10 protein-coding genes and 1 other annotated feature are annotated in these 17,073 nt (G+C 44.8%); of the genes, 7 read left to right on the top strand and 3 right to left on the bottom strand.

Translation table 11 applies throughout. The features are described 5' to 3' along the window. The first annotated feature begins 738 nt into the window (after positions 1-738). From NCCP2331_RS00150 to NCCP2331_RS00125, 6 genes are all read left to right on the top strand, one after another. On the top strand, positions 739-1,986 hold the full coding sequence (locus NCCP2331_RS00150) for an EAL and HDOD domain-containing protein (protein WP_194841143.1): 1,248 nt from the start codon (positions 739-741) through the stop codon (positions 1,984-1,986). 177 nt (positions 1,987-2,163) lie between these two features. After that, positions 2,164-3,858 (top strand): BCCT family transporter, encoded by a 1,695-nt coding sequence (locus tag NCCP2331_RS00145; RefSeq protein ID WP_153722483.1) that lies wholly within the window; start codon positions 2,164-2,166, stop codon positions 3,856-3,858. Positions 3,859-4,031: 173 nt separating this feature from the next. Next, positions 4,032-5,483 (top strand): phospholipase D family protein, encoded by a 1,452-nt coding sequence (locus NCCP2331_RS00140; protein WP_153722484.1) that lies wholly within the window; start codon positions 4,032-4,034, stop codon positions 5,481-5,483. Positions 5,484-5,527: 44 nt separating this feature from the next. After that, the gene (locus NCCP2331_RS00135; protein WP_153722485.1) at positions 5,528-6,145 is read left to right on the top strand and encodes an NAD(P)-dependent oxidoreductase; all 618 of its coding nucleotides are present in this window, start codon (positions 5,528-5,530) and stop codon (positions 6,143-6,145) included. 138 nt (positions 6,146-6,283) lie between these two features. After that, positions 6,284-7,858 (top strand): sensor domain-containing diguanylate cyclase, encoded by a 1,575-nt coding sequence (locus tag NCCP2331_RS00130; RefSeq protein ID WP_153722486.1) that lies wholly within the window; start codon positions 6,284-6,286, stop codon positions 7,856-7,858. Between the two features lie 65 nt (positions 7,859-7,923). Next, positions 7,924-8,541, top strand: coding sequence for a class I SAM-dependent methyltransferase (locus tag NCCP2331_RS00125; RefSeq protein WP_251667741.1), 618 nt, complete (start codon positions 7,924-7,926; stop codon positions 8,539-8,541). Between the two features lie 17 nt (positions 8,542-8,558). Here NCCP2331_RS00125 and NCCP2331_RS00120 read toward each other — a convergent pair whose 3' ends face one another. From NCCP2331_RS00120 to NCCP2331_RS00110, 3 genes are all read right to left on the bottom strand, one after another. Beyond that, positions 8,559-9,866: a uracil/xanthine transporter gene (locus NCCP2331_RS00120; protein ID WP_228551087.1), complete on the bottom strand. Its 1,308-nt coding sequence runs from the start codon at positions 9,864-9,866 to the stop codon at positions 8,559-8,561. Positions 9,867-11,058: 1,192 nt separating this feature from the next. After that, positions 11,059-13,473 carry an EAL domain-containing protein gene (locus NCCP2331_RS00115; protein ID WP_251667739.1) on the bottom strand — a complete coding sequence of 805 codons (2,415 nt, stop codon included), beginning with the start codon at positions 13,471-13,473 and terminating at the stop codon, positions 11,059-11,061. 258 nt (positions 13,474-13,731) lie between these two features. Next, the gene (locus NCCP2331_RS00110; protein WP_153722488.1) at positions 13,732-14,436 is read right to left on the bottom strand and encodes a pseudouridine synthase; all 705 of its coding nucleotides are present in this window, start codon (positions 14,434-14,436) and stop codon (positions 13,732-13,734) included. 934 nt (positions 14,437-15,370) lie between these two features. Continuing rightward, positions 15,371-15,589: a binding site (T-box leader), on the top strand. 89 nt (positions 15,590-15,678) lie between these two features. On the opposite strand from NCCP2331_RS00110, the gene NCCP2331_RS00105 reads away from it, so the two are divergent. Further along, positions 15,679-17,058: an anthranilate synthase component I family protein gene (locus tag NCCP2331_RS00105; protein ID WP_228551089.1), complete on the top strand. Its 1,380-nt coding sequence runs from the start codon at positions 15,679-15,681 to the stop codon at positions 17,056-17,058. The last annotated feature ends 15 nt before the right edge of the window (positions 17,059-17,073 follow it).

Genomic DNA, 17,073 nt, shown 5'->3' with positions numbered 1-17,073 from the left:
CAAATGCATTGATCACAAGAATTTTAGCTTCTGCAGAATGATAAGTAATTCATGAAATACAGTACTTATTATAATAATCTAAGCTGGTATGCTCATATTGCCACTCACATAAAAATGATTGAAACACCAGCCAGTGTACCGGAGTGAAAGCCGTCACGAAGAACGGCTTTTGAGAGTAAAAGCGTAGCGTTAGGAGCACTGGTTTTAGGCGACTCCGGGAGGATCAGCCCGATAGGATGAGACAACTATGGGGAGCGAAGCGAAATTAGCGTGCAGAAGAAATTCTGTATTGCCTTAATTTCCGCAAAGAGCGCAGAAATACGGCAAAGCGAACCCTTTGCTGTTCGCTTGGCTCACCGGCCCTCCAGAACGCGTCCGCCTGGAACGCAGGGAAACGGTCTCCTTCTACTTACCCGCACTTTCACTAACCAGCCTATACTGCATAAAAGACTGTGGTAGATAAATCTGTCAAGTACCAGTCCTGAAGGAGAGTCTTTCTGAGTAATACATTTCTATATTTCTATTAATCAAGTACAATAGAGGGAGTAAAGGTTGATGTATCAAAATAAAAGTAGTAAATACGGATAAACTTTAGTTCTCTTGACAGGAGTGAGTTGAAAAGTGGAGAGAATCCACTTCATTCACATATATATATAATGAAGTGAATTCATGCAAATTACATACATATAGAGAAGATGATACTGCCTGAACCTCAAATTAAACATGGAGCTGAACCAAATGAATGATTACTCGATATTTATCGGCAGACAGCCGATACTCGAGCGGCAAGGAAATATATATGCATATGAGTTATTATACAGAAATAGTGAAGAGAATTTTTTTCCTGATATTAATCCTGAACAGGCAACGATCAGCCTGCTGGTGAATACCTTCCTTTCAGTAGGAGTGGATCAGGTTACTGACGGCATGCTTTCATTTATCAACTTTTCTGGGAAGCTGCTCGCTCAGGATTTATTTATGAGTTTAGATCCCAATCAAGTAGTTATTGAGATATTGGAGGATGTTGAAATTACCCCTGCACTCTTGCGGCGCTTGGAGAACTTCAAAGAAGCGGGGTTTACAATCGCCCTGGATGATTTCATTTTACAAAGTCAATACACACAGCATCCGCGGCTGTTTGAACTAATCGATATCATTAAAGTGGATTTTATGAATACCAGTAAGGCAGAGCGGGATGCGATAAGAGTCTTTTTGAAGGATTATCCGGACATTATTTTATTGGCTGAAAAAGTGGAGACAGAAGCAGAATATCAGCTGGCATTAAACAGCGGATATGATTTATTCCAAGGGTACTTCTTTGCGAAGCCGGAAATTATTAAGAGTGCGGAAATACCGGCCAACACACTGATTCACATGCAGATTGTAGAGTATTTTCAAAAGGAGTCACCATCGATCAGCGATCTTTCTGAAGTCATTATGCGTGACGTATCCATTTCTTATAAGCTGCTGCGATTTATTAATTCGTATGGATTTGAAATCCCGAGGCGGATTAGTTCGATCAAGCAGGCGATTGTTCTGATTGGGCTGGATGAAACAAAGAAGTGGCTGCAAGTGCTGATGCTGCATGATCTGGCGAGAGATGCAAAAAGCGGTCGTGTTACCGCGCTGGTGGAACTTTCCCTCAGACGTGCACGAGCGTTTGAATTGCTCGCGAAATATAATGGCAAGCCGAATAAAGATGAGTACTTCCTAACCGGAATGTTTTCCCTGATTGATGCAGTGATGAGTATGAAATGGGAAGATATCCTGCCTTTATTATCCCTGTCAGATGTGATTATCGACACTCTCAACGGGAGTACGACGGAGATGACAGCTTATCTGGAATTGATTGTGGCAGTGGAGCGATTTGAATGGGACAAGGTTAGCCGGTTATCAGAAGAGCTCGGAATTCCGAAAAGAAAACTGGGAGAAATCTTTTTACAGGCTATGCGATGGTCACAAGGAATCGAAGAAGACTTTAACTGAGTCAGCGAAAAGGCATTTTCACTTGAAGATGCCTTTTTTGGTGTGTATTATATACAGCTAGACTAGAATCAGTGATAACTTGTTCCAAATAGGAAGTATTTGCGTTATATCTTTTCAAGAAAGGGTATGGAAGTTAGTAAGGAAGTTACCATATGAACACTAGGAGTCGATTTAGTTGTGAATAAAAAGTTTTGGAAAAACCCCGTGTTCTCTATATCTGCAATATTTATTTTTATACTTGTATTATTGGGCGCGCTTAAGAAGGATCAGTTTGGAGCAGTTTCAGAAAGACTTTACCACTTTACAACAGATAATTTCGGCTGGTTTTATTTGCTCGCTGTATTTATCGTCATTGTTTTTTTAGTGGGACTGGCTATCAGTAAGTTCGGTGCTATTCGTCTGGGCGGCGATACGGAGCGTCCGGAATATCCTTTCTTCACATGGATCGGCATGCTGTTTTCCGCCGGATTCGGTGTGGGTCTTGTATTCTGGGGCGTAGCAGAGCCGATGAGTCACTATTTCAAATCACCGCTTGCAGGAGTGGAATCGCAAACGGAAGAATCAGCACGCGTTGCTATGGGCTATTCATTCTTCCACTGGGGAATTTCACAGTGGGCGATTTTCGGAATGGTAGGTCTCGTTATTGGCTTTATGCAGTTCCGGAAGAAAAAAGACGGCTTGATCTCCACTGCACTCGAGCCGCTGATCGGCAGCAACCGTCATGTGAAAACAGGCATAGATTCATTTGCTGTGGTCGCGACAGTTATGGGGATTGCTACTTCTCTCGGTATGGGTGTTCTGCAGATGAGCGGAGGGCTGGAATACGTCTTCAACATTAAGAGTACTTTTACCATTCAGCTCCTCATCATTGCGGTCGTGTTTGTTGCGTACATGACATCCGCCGCTTCAGGGTTGGGGAAGGGAATCGCTTATTTAGGGAACTTTAACTTGGGAATGGCAATTGCCATGCTGGCGTTCTTTTTCCTGGTAGGACCAAAAGTCTTCATACTGGAAACATTTACGCTTGCTATCGGGGATTATATTAATAATTTCATTACGTACAGCTTGCGGCTGCAACCTTATCAAGGCGGTACATGGGTGAAAGACTGGACGATTTTCTACTGGGCCTGGACCATCGCATGGTCACCTTTTGTCGGTGCATTTGTTGCACGGGTGTCAAAAGGACGGACAATTCGGGAATTCGTCATGGGTGTAATGGTAATCCCCCCTGCCTTTTCTTGTATGTGGATCGCGACACTGGGTGGAACCGCGCTGTACAGTGACTTGCGCAACGGCACACAAATCGCGGAAGAAGTGGATCAAGACGTTACGTCTGCCATATTCGCAACGCTTCAGCAGTTGCCGATGACGGGACTGGTCTCTTTTCTGGCTATCGTTTTAATATTTACTTTCCTTATTACGTCTGCTGATTCAGCCACGTACATTTTAGCAAGCATGACTACGCGAGGCAGTTTATTCCCTCCGTTGGTAGTAAAGTTTGTCTGGGGCTTCCTGATGACAGCGATTGCTGCTGTTCTTCTTTCAGCAGGTGGTTTGGAAGCACTGCAGTCAGCTTCTCTGGTGTCCGCATTACCTTTTACGCTGCTGATGCTGCTGCTGATGTTTTCATTGGGAAAACTGCTCTCACGCGAACCGATTACAGTCAGACCAACTGATATTCGCCAATTTGAGCATGTAGAGGGTGAAGTTAAGAAAAAACGTAAGCGTAAAGAGAGCGAAAAAGAGAAAAAAATGCGCCGAGAGAAAGAAAAGCAGGAAAAAGCCAAGTTGAATAGAGATCGAAAATATCAAGAGCTTGAAAAGAAGAAGTATCGGGAGTACGAAAAAGAAAAAGAACAAGAGGACGATTAAGTAAAAGAAGACCGGCTCGGTGCCCAGCGCACGAGCCGGTTTTCTTCATTTTAGAATGGCGTGCTGACCGCCCTTACTTATCTATAAAGTAAAGCTGGCAAACATAGTTTATAAAGAGTCAGAGAGGGAATTTTATCTATAGTAAGCGATACACTCCGGAAGGGAGCAGCGCCATGGCGAATAGAAAAAGGAAATGGACAAAAAAACGAATTGCCGCGTACGCGTTGCTGCTGTTCACGCTGCTTTATGCAGGAGTCATGCTCTGGCAAACCTATAAACCACTGCCTTCTGGAATATCTTATGCGGGCGGCCTGCATCAAGTGGAAGACGTAGAATTCATTTATGATCTGTCCTATTCTAAAACAAAATCGAAGGAAGATTATAAATCGGAACTGCATATTTTTGATGAAGTATTTCAAATGATTGAGGAAGCTGAACAGTTTGTCGTTCTCGATTTCTTTTTAATGGATGATTATTATGATGAAAAAGAGGATTTCCCGCAGCTTGCCGATCAGATGACGGAAGTGCTGGTGGAAAAAAAGAGAAGTAATCCCGACATGCCGATCATTTACATAACTGATCCTTTAAATACCGGTTATGATTCCTATGAATCAAGATGGTTTAAGGAGCTTGATAAAGCAGGAGTCGAAGTAGTTTATACGGATCTTGAACCGCTGCGTGATTCTATGCCGATCTATTCAGGACTGTACCGCATATTGTTTCAGTGGATTGAAATAGACGGCAAAGCACATTTTCCTAATTTCTTGGCAAGTGATGCGCCCAAAGTCAAATTCACATCGTATTTAAAACTGCTTAATGTCAAAGCGAACCACCGAAAAACAGTGGTGACGGACAAAGCGGCACTTGTTACTTCCTCCAACCCTCATGCTGCAAGCGGCCGTCATGGGAATGTGGCATTTAAAGTGACGGGTCCCGTGCAAAACGACATATTGGAAGCAGAAGAAGCAGTACTGCAATATACCAATGAAGGAAAGCTGCCGCGTGCAGAGGGACTGGAAAAGCAAAAAGGCCCATATAAAGTGCAGTATCTGACAGAAAGTAAGGTGCTCGATGCTCTGGTGAAAGATATAGAGAGAGCCAAGACGGGTGATCGTATCCGCATGGGTATGTTCTATCTTTCTGAACAGCAGGTCATACGGCCTTTGGAAGAAGCAGCCAATCGCGGTGTGGACATCGAGATGATTCTCGACCCGAATGAAAACTCGTTCGGCAGTAAGAAGTCCGGCTTGCCAAATCGTCCGGTCGTACAGGAAATCCAGGAAAACACTGACGACAAGATTCAAGTCCGTTGGTATAATACCGTCATTGGCCAGTATCATACGAAGCTCGTCACCGTGCAGACGGCAGACCAAACTTTCATTACGAATGGTTCATCCAATCTGACAGAACGGACACTTCGCGATTATAATCTGGAAGCGAATTTACGCATTGTCGCCCCTGCAGACAGTGAGCTGACCGAGGAAATCAATGCGTATTTCGACAGACTCTGGAACAATGAAGACGCCCTTTACACGGTGGATGTTGAAGAGTATCAAAATAAACTGACCTTTTTCCAGCGGGGAATTTACGCTCTCCAGCGCTGGATCAAGATGACCACGTATTAAATAAGCAAACATTATAGCAGATTAATTAATAGGAGAGAGATCAGATGAAAATTGTGGTATTTGGCGCAACGGGGAGAACGGGCAGTGAAATCGTACGGATGGCATTGACAGACGGCCATGAAGTGAAGGCTTTTGTACGGACACCTGAAAAATGTACTCCGCAGTCGAATTTGACTGTCATTCAAGGGGACGTGCGAGATGCACAAGCAGTAAAACAAGTCATAGAAGGCGTCGATGCAGTAGTAAGCGCATTAGGTACAGACGGCACAACCACATTGACTGAAGCAACTTCTTCCTTTATCGAGGGAATGAAAGCTTGTGGTGTTTCCCGTCTCGTCACAATCGGGACTGCAGGAATATTAGAAAGCCGGACTCAACCTTCGAAACTGCGGTACCAATCAAATGAATCCCATCGTAAACTGACTTTTGCAGCGGAAGAGCACCATAAAGTATACGATATGCTAAGCGGCTCTTCATTGGAATGGACAATTGTCTGTCCTACCTATTTACCCGACGGAGAGGCAGCTGGAAACTATCGAATCGAACGGGACCGGCTGCCAATTGAAGGAAAACAGATTACTGTGGGCGATACCGCAGCATTTGCTTATCATGAATTAATTGAAAAGCAGCATATTGGCTATCGTGTAGGAATTTCCTATTAAAATCATATTGATTTGTGACTATCATTAGAATGGATGTAACGTTTGAACTAAAATCAAGTGAAAAGATGGATAACATTGCATGTTATCTGTGATATAATAGGTTAATAGCATCATGGGGAGAAGGAGAATGGAAGACAAATGAGATGGTCCTTGAGAAATTTAATTCAGATCGTAGCAATATTGGCGATCGTTTTGACCTTCCTAACGAGCACTACAGTCGGCTATCGCGTAAATAAGCAAAACTTAATTGAATCAACGTTGGAAACGAATAAAGCGTATGCCGAGAAATTGTCTTCCACCACAGATACATATTTACGGGACATCCTTCAGACGTTGACAGTGAACGCAGAAGAAGTCATGCCATTACTTGATCAGCCGGGTGACCGGTTAAAGTTGAATACCATTGCGGAGCGGATTCGGACACAGACCGACACATTTAACTCTGTTGCAATCGCTGACCCTGAAGGTACAGTGATAGGAGTATCACCGCCAAGTCTTGACTTGCTTGGCGAAAAACTGACATCGGCCGGCGCGCGCCAGGCACTGAAGGAAAAGAAGCCAATAATTTCAGAACCGTATGTCGGTATTACAGGAGAGCTATTGATCTTCATAAGTGTTCCGTTAATGTCAGATGACGGTGTATACAGAGGTTATATGGGCGGTGCCATCTATCTCAATAAATCGAATGTCCTAGAGAAAATGCTGGGTAAGCATTTTTATGATAATGGATCATATGTATATGTGGTCGATGGGAATGGAATGCTGATCTACCACCAATTACAAGATCGTTTAAAAGATGATGTGTCCAGTAATACAGTCGTGAAAAAAGTGATTACAGGAGTAGACGGAGCAGAGGAGATAGTCAACACGAAAGGCATCGCCATGCTGGCCGGCTACTCTTATGTTCCTATAGCAGACTGGGGAATTATATCTCAGCGGCCGGTTGAGATTTCCGTCGCGTCTGCAAAAAGCATGGTATGGGAGATGGCATGGAAATCGCTGCCGTTGTTATTCCTGGCCTTTTTCTTAGTATGGTATCTGTCAAGAAAGATTGCATTACCGCTGCAAAAGTTGGCATACTATGCGGAAACGAGTACAGAAACTGACCATAAAGAAAAAATGGAAAATGTCTCGGAGTGGTATTATGAGGTCAGACAGTTAAAAGCGGCAATGCTGCACAGCTTGGATTACTTCAGAAATGAAATGAATTATTTCATTCATCAATCGACTACTGATCCGTTGACGAAATTAACAAATCGCCGGACGATGGACGATTATATGAAAAAGTGGGTCGAGCAACGGACGCCTTTTGCGATAATTATCCTGGATATTGATAAATTTAAGCGTGTGAATGACCGCTATGGCCACGCAGTCGGCGATGAGGTATTGATTTACTTAACGGACTTAATGCAGGAATGTGTTCGAAAAGATGATATCTGCTGCCGGTATGGCGGGGAAGAATTTGTGATTTTGCTTCCTAAAGCAGATAAAGTAACGGCTTTTCTCAAGGCAGAACGACTTCGTGAAACGCTGGAAAACAAAATCAGCCCATGCGGAGAGATTGTAACGATTTCTTCAGGCGTAGCGGCATATCCATTACATGCAGAACACCTTGCCCGGCTGATTGAACTGGCGGATCAGAGTTTATATGAAGCAAAACGGACAGGTCGGAATAAAACCGTTGTAGCGCCTGACGAACCTCAACATGAGTAAGATGTGTTGGGGTTTTCTTGAGTTGCTTTATTGAATGAATGGACAGGGGGAAAGGAGATGACAGGGTGGAAGAACGAGAGCTTGACCGCCGGCTTCATATTCAGACGGCGGGTATACGCGAGTGGGCTCTTCAGTCCGCTCACTATAATCGGTATGAAGCGACTCCATATGACGCGCTGGATTACTTATTTGCACAGCATGAAGTCTTAACAAGCGGCGGCTGGATCGATTTTGGCTGCGGCAAAGGGAGAGTGCCGTTTTACGTTCATTATCTTTATGCACTGGATATTACAGGAATTGAAATGAACAGCGTGCTGTATCAGGATGCGATGAATAATTTGATAGATTATCGCGGGGCGTTTCCAAAGAAAAAGGGGGCAGTGTCCTTTGAATGCATTTTGGCTGAGCGTTTTAGTATACCTGCCGATGCTTCTACATTCTACTTTTTCAACCCGTTCTCACTTGATATTTTCCGGTCAGTCATCCGAAATATTGTGTTGTCTCTCGAAGAAGCAGATCGAGATGCTGAAGTGATTTTATATTATCCGACGTCAGCTTATGAACAGTTCCTGAATGAGCATCTTTCATTCGAAAGAGCTGCAGAACTCCCTATTACCCATTTACAGCTGTATGACCCTAACGAACGCTTTCTTGTCTATACGTATAAGAGCCCTGACCAGTGATTGGTCAGGGCTTTACATTATGACGCTGTCCGTGTGCTGATGCGCTGCCCGATCCAGAAAATGAGCTCCATTAACAGGGCGGCCAAAATTCCGACCAGCAATCCGCTGGAAAGGAGCGGTTGCAGCAATTCAGGCAGAGAAGCGAACACTTCGGCAGGAAGCGTCATGATCGACAAGCCGAGCAAAGCGGGCAATGCGACCCGATAAATAGTCTTCGGTTCAAACGTCAGACCTTCCACATTGCGCAGTGCAGACCGGAATAACTGTAAATACGCAACGAACAGCACCGTATTTCCGACGCTTTGTGGGATAGTAGAGAAAAACGCACTTAACGGCGGCACCAGCCCCAAGATAATAAACAGACCCGAACCAATGAAGAAAGGTGTCCGTTCTTTGATGCCGCTGGATTGTAAAAAACCGATTGAAGAAGCGTAAGGAGCGTAAGGAACTAAACCGAGTGCACCCGCTCCGACATTCAATCCTCCGGTAATAAGGAAGGATATTTTGTACTGTTTTTTTGTCGTTTCCTTCTCAAAAATATCTTCCGCGCCTTTTAATGTGGCGACCGTGTTGGTTGTGTTCAATAAGCCTGTGATAATCACCGTAATGACAATCCCCATTTCAATCGTCGGTTCACCCCATGGGAACCATTGGATAAACGGCGTCGTTTTAATTGTTTCCGCGGCTTCTTGCGGGAATATCAGCGCAGCACTGATCCAGCCGACCGTCATTCCCACCAGCAGATTCAAGCTGCTGAGGATGCCTTTGCCTTTTACATGCACGAGTATGGTCAGTGCAGCCAGAGCAAATGAAAACAATGCAGTAGATAAGTTTATGTAATTTCCGTCATTCAGACCAATCATCCCTTTTAAAAAGATGGTGATCAGCTGGTTCGCCAGCAATAACAGAAAGACAAACATGACGGCGGGCGTAAACCATTTTTTTAATATCTCACCCATACCGAGCATTCCTAAAATCGCGACTAATACCCCTGATATCATCGCGCCGACTGCAATACTACCCCCAACAGTCGTTAAGCTTACATTCATTGCACTCGCTGTGCCTGCCAGACTGAGTACAACCCCCCACCAAAGCCCGGATTGACCTTCCATCAGTGCTAAACGGTGTCCGAGCGTCCCTTGCAGCAGACATGCAATTCCTGTAAAGATAAATGAACGCTGGATTGCAGAAACGATTTCAATTTGTTCTAATTCAAATGCTGCCCCTACGGAAATTGGAATAACGACCGTGTTGGCAAACATGAAAAAGAGCCACTGAAATCCTGCCAATGCGGTAACTGAATGCCGCATTTGATTTGCTCCCATCAACATCTCCCCTTGTGCAAACTCTTTCAGTAATTTGACTTAATGAAAAAGTTTAAATATAAAGAAAACTATAGCATACTAGTAAATGAATTAGTAATGTTACATGCTGATGAAAAGTCATTAATTTAGAAGGTGAGTTTTAGTTTTTGCGGGTTTCGTTGTTCGACTTTGCCGGTAGTTTGAATGAAGTGTGTGTTTGCAGTTTAAAAACGCTTCGTCGCCCGGGATTGACTTCTGCTTTGAGCCAGCTGGCGAAAAGCGCGGCTGCCTGCCAAAGATGTTTTGCGGATGATCATAGTACCCGCTCAAGCGCTCATGACTCAGCCTCAGCCGCTCATACACACCTGCCACGTGATCATTCGGCTCGGCCTCGTGATCATACCGCAACCCGCCGTGATCATTGAACCGGCCTCCGCGCTCATAGCCGCTCTGCAGTTGGGCCTGAGCTGGTGTTGCAGAAAATATCTTATGCTGATTTTTTGCTAAGTGTGAATTTAGTTGGTATGGTTTCGTTGCTCGACTTTGCGGGAGGTTTGAATGAAGTATGTTTTTGCAGTTTAAACCCGCTGCGGCGCTGGGGGATTGCCTTACGCTGGGAGCCTATTGGCGAAGAGCATGCCAACAGTCTCCCAGCAACGGCTAACCCCGCAGTTGCGCCTTCGCTAGTGTGGGGAATGTATAGCATATTGCTCTTTTGCAATGTGTAGATTTAGTTGGTGTGTTTTCGTTTTTGGACTTTGGAAATGCATTGATCACAAGAAACTTAGACTTTGCAGAATGATAAGTTTTGCATGAAACACCTTGTCTATCGTAATAGCCCCAAATAGTACGCTCATACTGCTTGCTCACACAAAAAGTATTGAAAAACCAGCCTAGTGTACCGGAGTGGAAGGCAACCTAAGTACGCCGCGTCCTGCGGCAACGGTTGCATGACTCACTTCGTGTGAGCCCGCGGCAAATACCACTCGGGGAGGATCAGCCCGACAGGATGAGACAACTAAAGGGAGCGAAGCGAAATTAGCGTGTAGAAGAAACTCTGTATTGCCTTAATTTCTGCAAAGAGCGCAGAAATACGGCAAAGCGAACCCTTCGCTGTTCGCTTGGCTCACCGAGGGCCCTCCGGAACGCGTCCGCCTGGAACGCAGGGGAACGGTATACTCCCACTTACCATCCAATACTAAGCAGTAAATTATCACGCCTTTCCACTCAGCAAAGGGATGATTTCCTCGCTGGGGACCGGCCGTGAATAAAGGAAACCCTGTGCTTCATCACAATCGAGCCGCTTCAAAAAGTCTGCCTGCTCCACGGTCTCTACTCCCTCTGCAATGACACTCAAGTGCAAATTCTTAGCTAGGTCAATAATAGCCTTGACAATGACGGAGTTGTCAGTCAGTTCTCTAATGAATGACTGGTCTATTTTCAGGTGAGTAATCGGAAACTTGCTAAGGTAACTTAATGAAGAATAGCCGGTTCCAAAATCGTCAATACTTGCTTTAATACCAATTTCCCGAAGCTGTTGAAGAATTTTCTGGCAATAATCCACATCGGAAGTCATACTCTCGGTAATTTCGATATTCAAATAATGCGGCTCCAAGCCAGTTAGTTTCAATGTCTGTTTTACATCTGAAACAAAAGTATGGGTCTTAAATTGACGCAGTGAAACGTTGACACTCATACGGATAGGAGTGTAGCCAAGGTTTTGCCATTCTTTCGCCTGCCTGCAAGCCGTTTCTAATACCCATAAACCAATGGGTAAAATTAACCCGGTCTCTTCAGCAATAGGAATAAACTTTCCCGGCGAAATCATGCCTCTGGAAGAATGGTTCCAGCGCAGCAATGCTTCTACGCCTTTCATTTCACCCGTCATAAAATCTAGCTGGGGCTGATAATGAAGCGACAGCTCATTTTTCTTGAGCGCCTGTCTCAGCTCCATCTCGATCAGAGTCCGTTCGATCAGTTCGTTATACAGCTCTTCTGTGAAAAATTGATACGTCCCTTTACCCGACTGCTTCGCCAAATACATCGCAGAATCTGCATTTCGAAGGAGCGAATCGTAATCCATGCCGTCTTCAGGGAAGACGCTGATACCGATGCTCGGAGCAATAAATACTTCCAGATGATCGATCTGAAATGACTTCGATATCTCTTCCACTATTCTGCGTGCTACTAGCGTCACGCCTGTTTTAGTGGCAGAAGTACAGAGAACGATGAATTCATCTCCGCTGAGCCGCGACACCATGTCATTATGACGTATAATCAGTTTCAGCCGTTCACCGACTGCTTTCAAGAGCTGGTCACCTACATAATGGCCCATGGAGTCATTAATATTCTTGAAACGATCCAAATCGATATAAAGCAGTGCGAATGCTTCCTGACTTTTTTTGCGGTCTGCAATGAGCTGTGTCACCGTACGTTTCAACAGCCGGCGGTTTGGCAAATCTGTCAAATGATCATGAAACGCCATATGCTCGACCATTCGTTCTGCCTCTTTCCGGTCCGAAATATCGATAGCGGTGCCAACGACTTCAGACACTTTCCCTTCTTCGAAAATAGGTGATAAGTAAACAAGGAATGTGAATGTTTTATAAACCACTTCAAATTGTGAGCTGCGTCCGAGCGATCCGTCCAGCAGTTGTCTGCGGATGTAGTAAAGATCATAGTTCCACTCGGAAGATATTTCGTTTAGCATTTCCTTTGTAATTCCGAGCAGCTCAATGATTTTCCCTTCGAGCAATGTGAAAGTAATTTCATTATCTTCAACTGTATATTTGAAAATTCCATTTTGAAGGTTTTTGACTGTCGTTGCGAAATCATTCTTCATAGCGATTTCCAAGGATTTCTCAGCTGCTTTATGTGTAGTGATATCCTGTCGTATGGAAATATATTGATACGGTCTCCCATTCGAGTCGATGAAGGGAATAATGGTGGTATTTACCCAATAATAATCGCCGGCTTTAGATAAATTGCAGATATCTCCATGCCAGACTTTACCGGATTGAATGGCCTGCCACATATCTTGGAAGAAATTTTTCGAATGGGTGCCCGAATTGACTACCCGATGTGTTTTTCCGATCAGTTCTTCCCTGGAGTATTTGGAAAGCTTGCAGAATTGTTCATTTACATAAGTGATCATACCTTGAGCGTTCGTAATGGCTACGACTGCCGACTGATCTAATGCATATTTGAAGTTTTGTAAATCTGTCCGCGTTTTTGCAAACTCGTGGGAAACCAGTGTTGATCCAGTCACATCAATGTCTAAGGAGAGATAATGTGTTAAGACGTTAGCTGTATCGTAAATAGGGACAATCGTGATATCAAGCCAATAGTTAGTCCCATCTTTCGCATAGATTTTTACAGATTCCTGATAGACTTTTTCTTTCTTAAAATATTCCTTTAAAGCATTCAGTGTCACGCCGACCGTCAGACCTTTATTTAACAGCTCCCAAGTACTGCCGATTAGTTCTTCCTCACTGTATCCAGTTAACTTACAAAAATTATGGTTTACATACGTGAGTCTGCCATCCAGATCAATCAGCGATACACAGAACGTTTCTTCAAATAAAGTCGACAAAGATGGATTAAATATTGGCGTGTGTAATGGCATCATGGTAACTTCCTCTCTACAGGCAATTCTTAGATACATAGAATATAAAACTAACGGCAAAGCGTTCAAAAGTCCCTAATGTATATTAATATATTTTATTAGTAAGATAAAATAGTGAATTCGTATAATTATAACACATGAAAAGAGAGGAATGAACTAGTTTTAAAGGGAAAAATAAGGCGGATTAGAGGATATAGGATGTATTTCCACGGAGAGTAATAAAGTATAAAAAGGCGGAAGCCCTGGTTGCTTCCGCCTGGTTCATCTCTTTGGCCTGTAGTTGAGTTTGTGAAATAATTCTGTTCTCTCTAAATCAGTTAGTTCCCGCCATTGGCCAATCGGCAGATCACCTAATTCGATTGTCAGTATTCTTACGCGTTGCAGCCGCTGAATATGATAGCCGAGAGCTGCGCACATTCGGCGGATTTGACGGTTCAGCCCTTGTGTCAGTACGATAGAAAAAGTCCGGGAACCGAGTTTTGTGACGGTGCATGGCTTGGTTACCGTGTCGAGAATTTTCACGCCTTTTTCCATCTGCGAAATAAAAGATTCAGTAATAGGACTTTCCACAGTGACGATATATTCTTTCTCATGACCGTGTTCTTCGCGGAGGATTTCATTGACGATATCGCCATCGTTCGTCAGCAATAACAATCCGTCCGAATCTTTATCCAACCGTCCGATATGAAAAATCCGCAGGGGATGGTTAATAAAATCGATGACATTTCCTTTAATATGACGTTCTGTTGTACTGGTAATGCCAACCGGCTTATTGAGGGCAATATAGACTAATTGTTCTTCTTTCTCCACCGGCTTGCCGTCCACTTCCACCTGATCACCGGCTTCGACTTTGCTGCCGAGTTCTGCAAGCTGGCCGTTTATTTTGACTCTGCCGTCAGCAATCCACTTATCTGCACCGCGCCTGGACACGATACCCGCCTCACTCAGATATTTATTGATGCGCATATATACTCTCCTTCCGAACTGGTTACGATAAGGTGATTATAACATTTTTGAAACGTTTTAGGGCCGAACACCGAAGTCTGTTCTTGACAACCTGTCACGTGTGTATTGCGAAAATCCTGCTGCAGTTTAAACCCGCTTAGGCGCTGGGGGATTGCCTTACGCTGTGAGCCTACTGGCGAAGAACATGCCACACTGCCTTAATTTCTGCAAAGAACGCAGAAATACGGCAAAGCGAACCCTGCGCTGTTCGCTTAGCAACGGCCGACCCCGCAGTTGCGCCTTCGCTGGTGTGTAGAAAGAATATCACATTGATTTTTGCAGGGTACGTATTTCGTTGCTAACCTTTGCAGAATACTAAGTATTGCATGAACAACATACTTATTATAATAGTCCCGAATAGTATGCTCATACTGCCTACTCACACAAAGAATATTGAAAAACATGCCAGTGTACCGAAGTGGAAGGCAACCTAAGTACGCCGCGTCCTGCGGCAACGGTTGCATGACTCACTTCGTGTGAGCCTGCGGCAAAACCACTCCGGGAGGATCAGCCCGACAGGTGAGACAACTTGCGGGAGCGAAGCGAGAGCCGTCACGAAGAACGGCTTTTGCGAGTAAAAGCGAAGCGTTAGGAGCACATCTTTGCACTTCAAGTTGGCTTACCGCGGGCCCTCCGGAACGCGTCCGCCTGGAACGCAGGGAAACGGTATCTTCCCACTTACCATTCTATACTGCGCCATCACAGTCAAATCTTAAACTGCTCATGAAATAAACTGTCAAGCACATATTTTGATGAAGACCCGTTTTTAACGGAAGAAGTAGTTGACATTAAAGATTCAGCATATTAAGATTAGTGTAATTATAGGATGGACAGAAGGTTTCGACAGCGGAATCGTCCACGTTAGCTTAGCTGAGACAGTTTGAGAAGAGAATAGTGAAAAGATAGGAATAAGAAGAGTAGCGATTGTGCGTGCTTGCTAGAGAGTCAGTGGTTGGTGGGAACTGATACACGGCAGTCGTGAATGGACTTATGGAAGCTGTTTCGGTGAGAAACAGACGTGTGCCCTCGTTACAGGCAGTGTGAAAACACATAAAGTGGGAGTGCTGCGGCACTTCAATTTGAGGTGGCAACGCGGTTACCAATCGTCCTCTGCAACAGGCTGAATCTGTCTGTTTGCAGGGGGCTTTTTATATTCACTTTGAAGTGTACCGGGCACAGTCTATAGAGAAGAGGAGAATGGACATGACGGCAGAGAAGAACTTACGGGTTACATCACGGAAGATTGAGGGAGATTCACTAACGCCTATATTGATTTTCAGAAGATTGAAAGGCAAGCATAAATTTTTATTGGAGAGTTCTTCGCAGGCAGAAGGCTCAGGACGCTACTCATTCATTGGACTGAATCCTCAAAAAGCCTACCGCGGAAGTGACGGCATCGTGGAGGAAATCGTTTATTCAACAAATAAGACGTACACACATGAAGGTGATCTGTACACATTGCTTAAACGGCTGATGCCGAGAATTACGGAAGACTCCGGTTTCCCGTTTACAGGCGGTGCGGTCGGCTATGTAGGGTACGGAGCTGCACGCAATGGGGAACAGCGCTCGGCAGATGACCTGCACATACCGGATGTCTACTTCAATATTTACGATACGGTGGTCATCTATGATCATCATCTGCACGAGGTGACACTGCTGCATACGGAAATTAATCCGGTGTACGAAACGCCGGACCTTGATGCCATCGAAGAGATGATCGTCAACGGCAGCACAGAGAAAGAGGAAGACGTGTCGCTTTCCGATTATCATTGTGCGATATCGCAGGAAGAGTTTGAACGCCGGGTTCAGCTCGTCATCGACGCAATCAAAGAAGGGCGGGCGGAGCAGGTTGTCATCTCCAGAAGACTGGAAGCGGACATTAAAGGCGATCCATTCGCCCTGTACCGCAGGCTGCGCCGAAGAAATCCGTCACCCTATATGTACTATATGGAGTTCGACGATCACACAGTCATCGGAACATCTCCTGAAAGTCTCGTCAAAGTAACAGACGGCAAAGTGCTGACGAATCCGATTGCCGGCACCCGCAGAAGAGGAAGGAATGAAGCGGAAGATCTGACTCTCGAGAAAGAACTGCGCAACGATCCGAAAGAGCTCTCTGAACATGACATGCTGGTGGAAGTCAGTAAAAAAGAAATGCAGCAAGTGTGCCGTCTGGAAACGATTGAAGTAGCAAATTATTTGGAAACTGTGCGTTACGAACACGTCATGCATCTCGTTTCGGAAGTGGAAGGCGAACTTGCACCCGGACTGCATGCACTGGATGCTTTGAAAGCGACAATGCCTGCAGGTACCGTGACAGGTTCACCTAAACCGGCAGCGATGGCCATCATTGATCAACTTGAAGATCAGCACCGCGGCATTTATGGAGGCGCGATCGGCTATATCGGCCTCAACGGCAATATAGACTTTGCCCTGACGATCCGCACAATGCTCGTCAAGGAAGGCAAAGCGTACGTCCAGGCAGGAGCAGGAATCGTGGAAGCTTCTGTCCCGGCGCTGGAATTTAAAGAAACAGCCAATAAAGCCCGTTCACTGCTTGAAGCAGTTGAAATAGCGAAGTGATTGAATTACCAGAAG

Source organism: Sporosarcina sp. NCCP-2331 (genome assembly GCF_023707945.1).
In the GTDB taxonomy this organism is placed as follows: Bacteria; Bacillota; Bacilli; order Bacillales_A; family Planococcaceae; genus Sporosarcina; species Sporosarcina cascadiensis.
The sequence above is the reverse complement of the archived record's forward strand: the minus strand, read 5'-3'. Positions and strand labels throughout refer to the sequence as shown.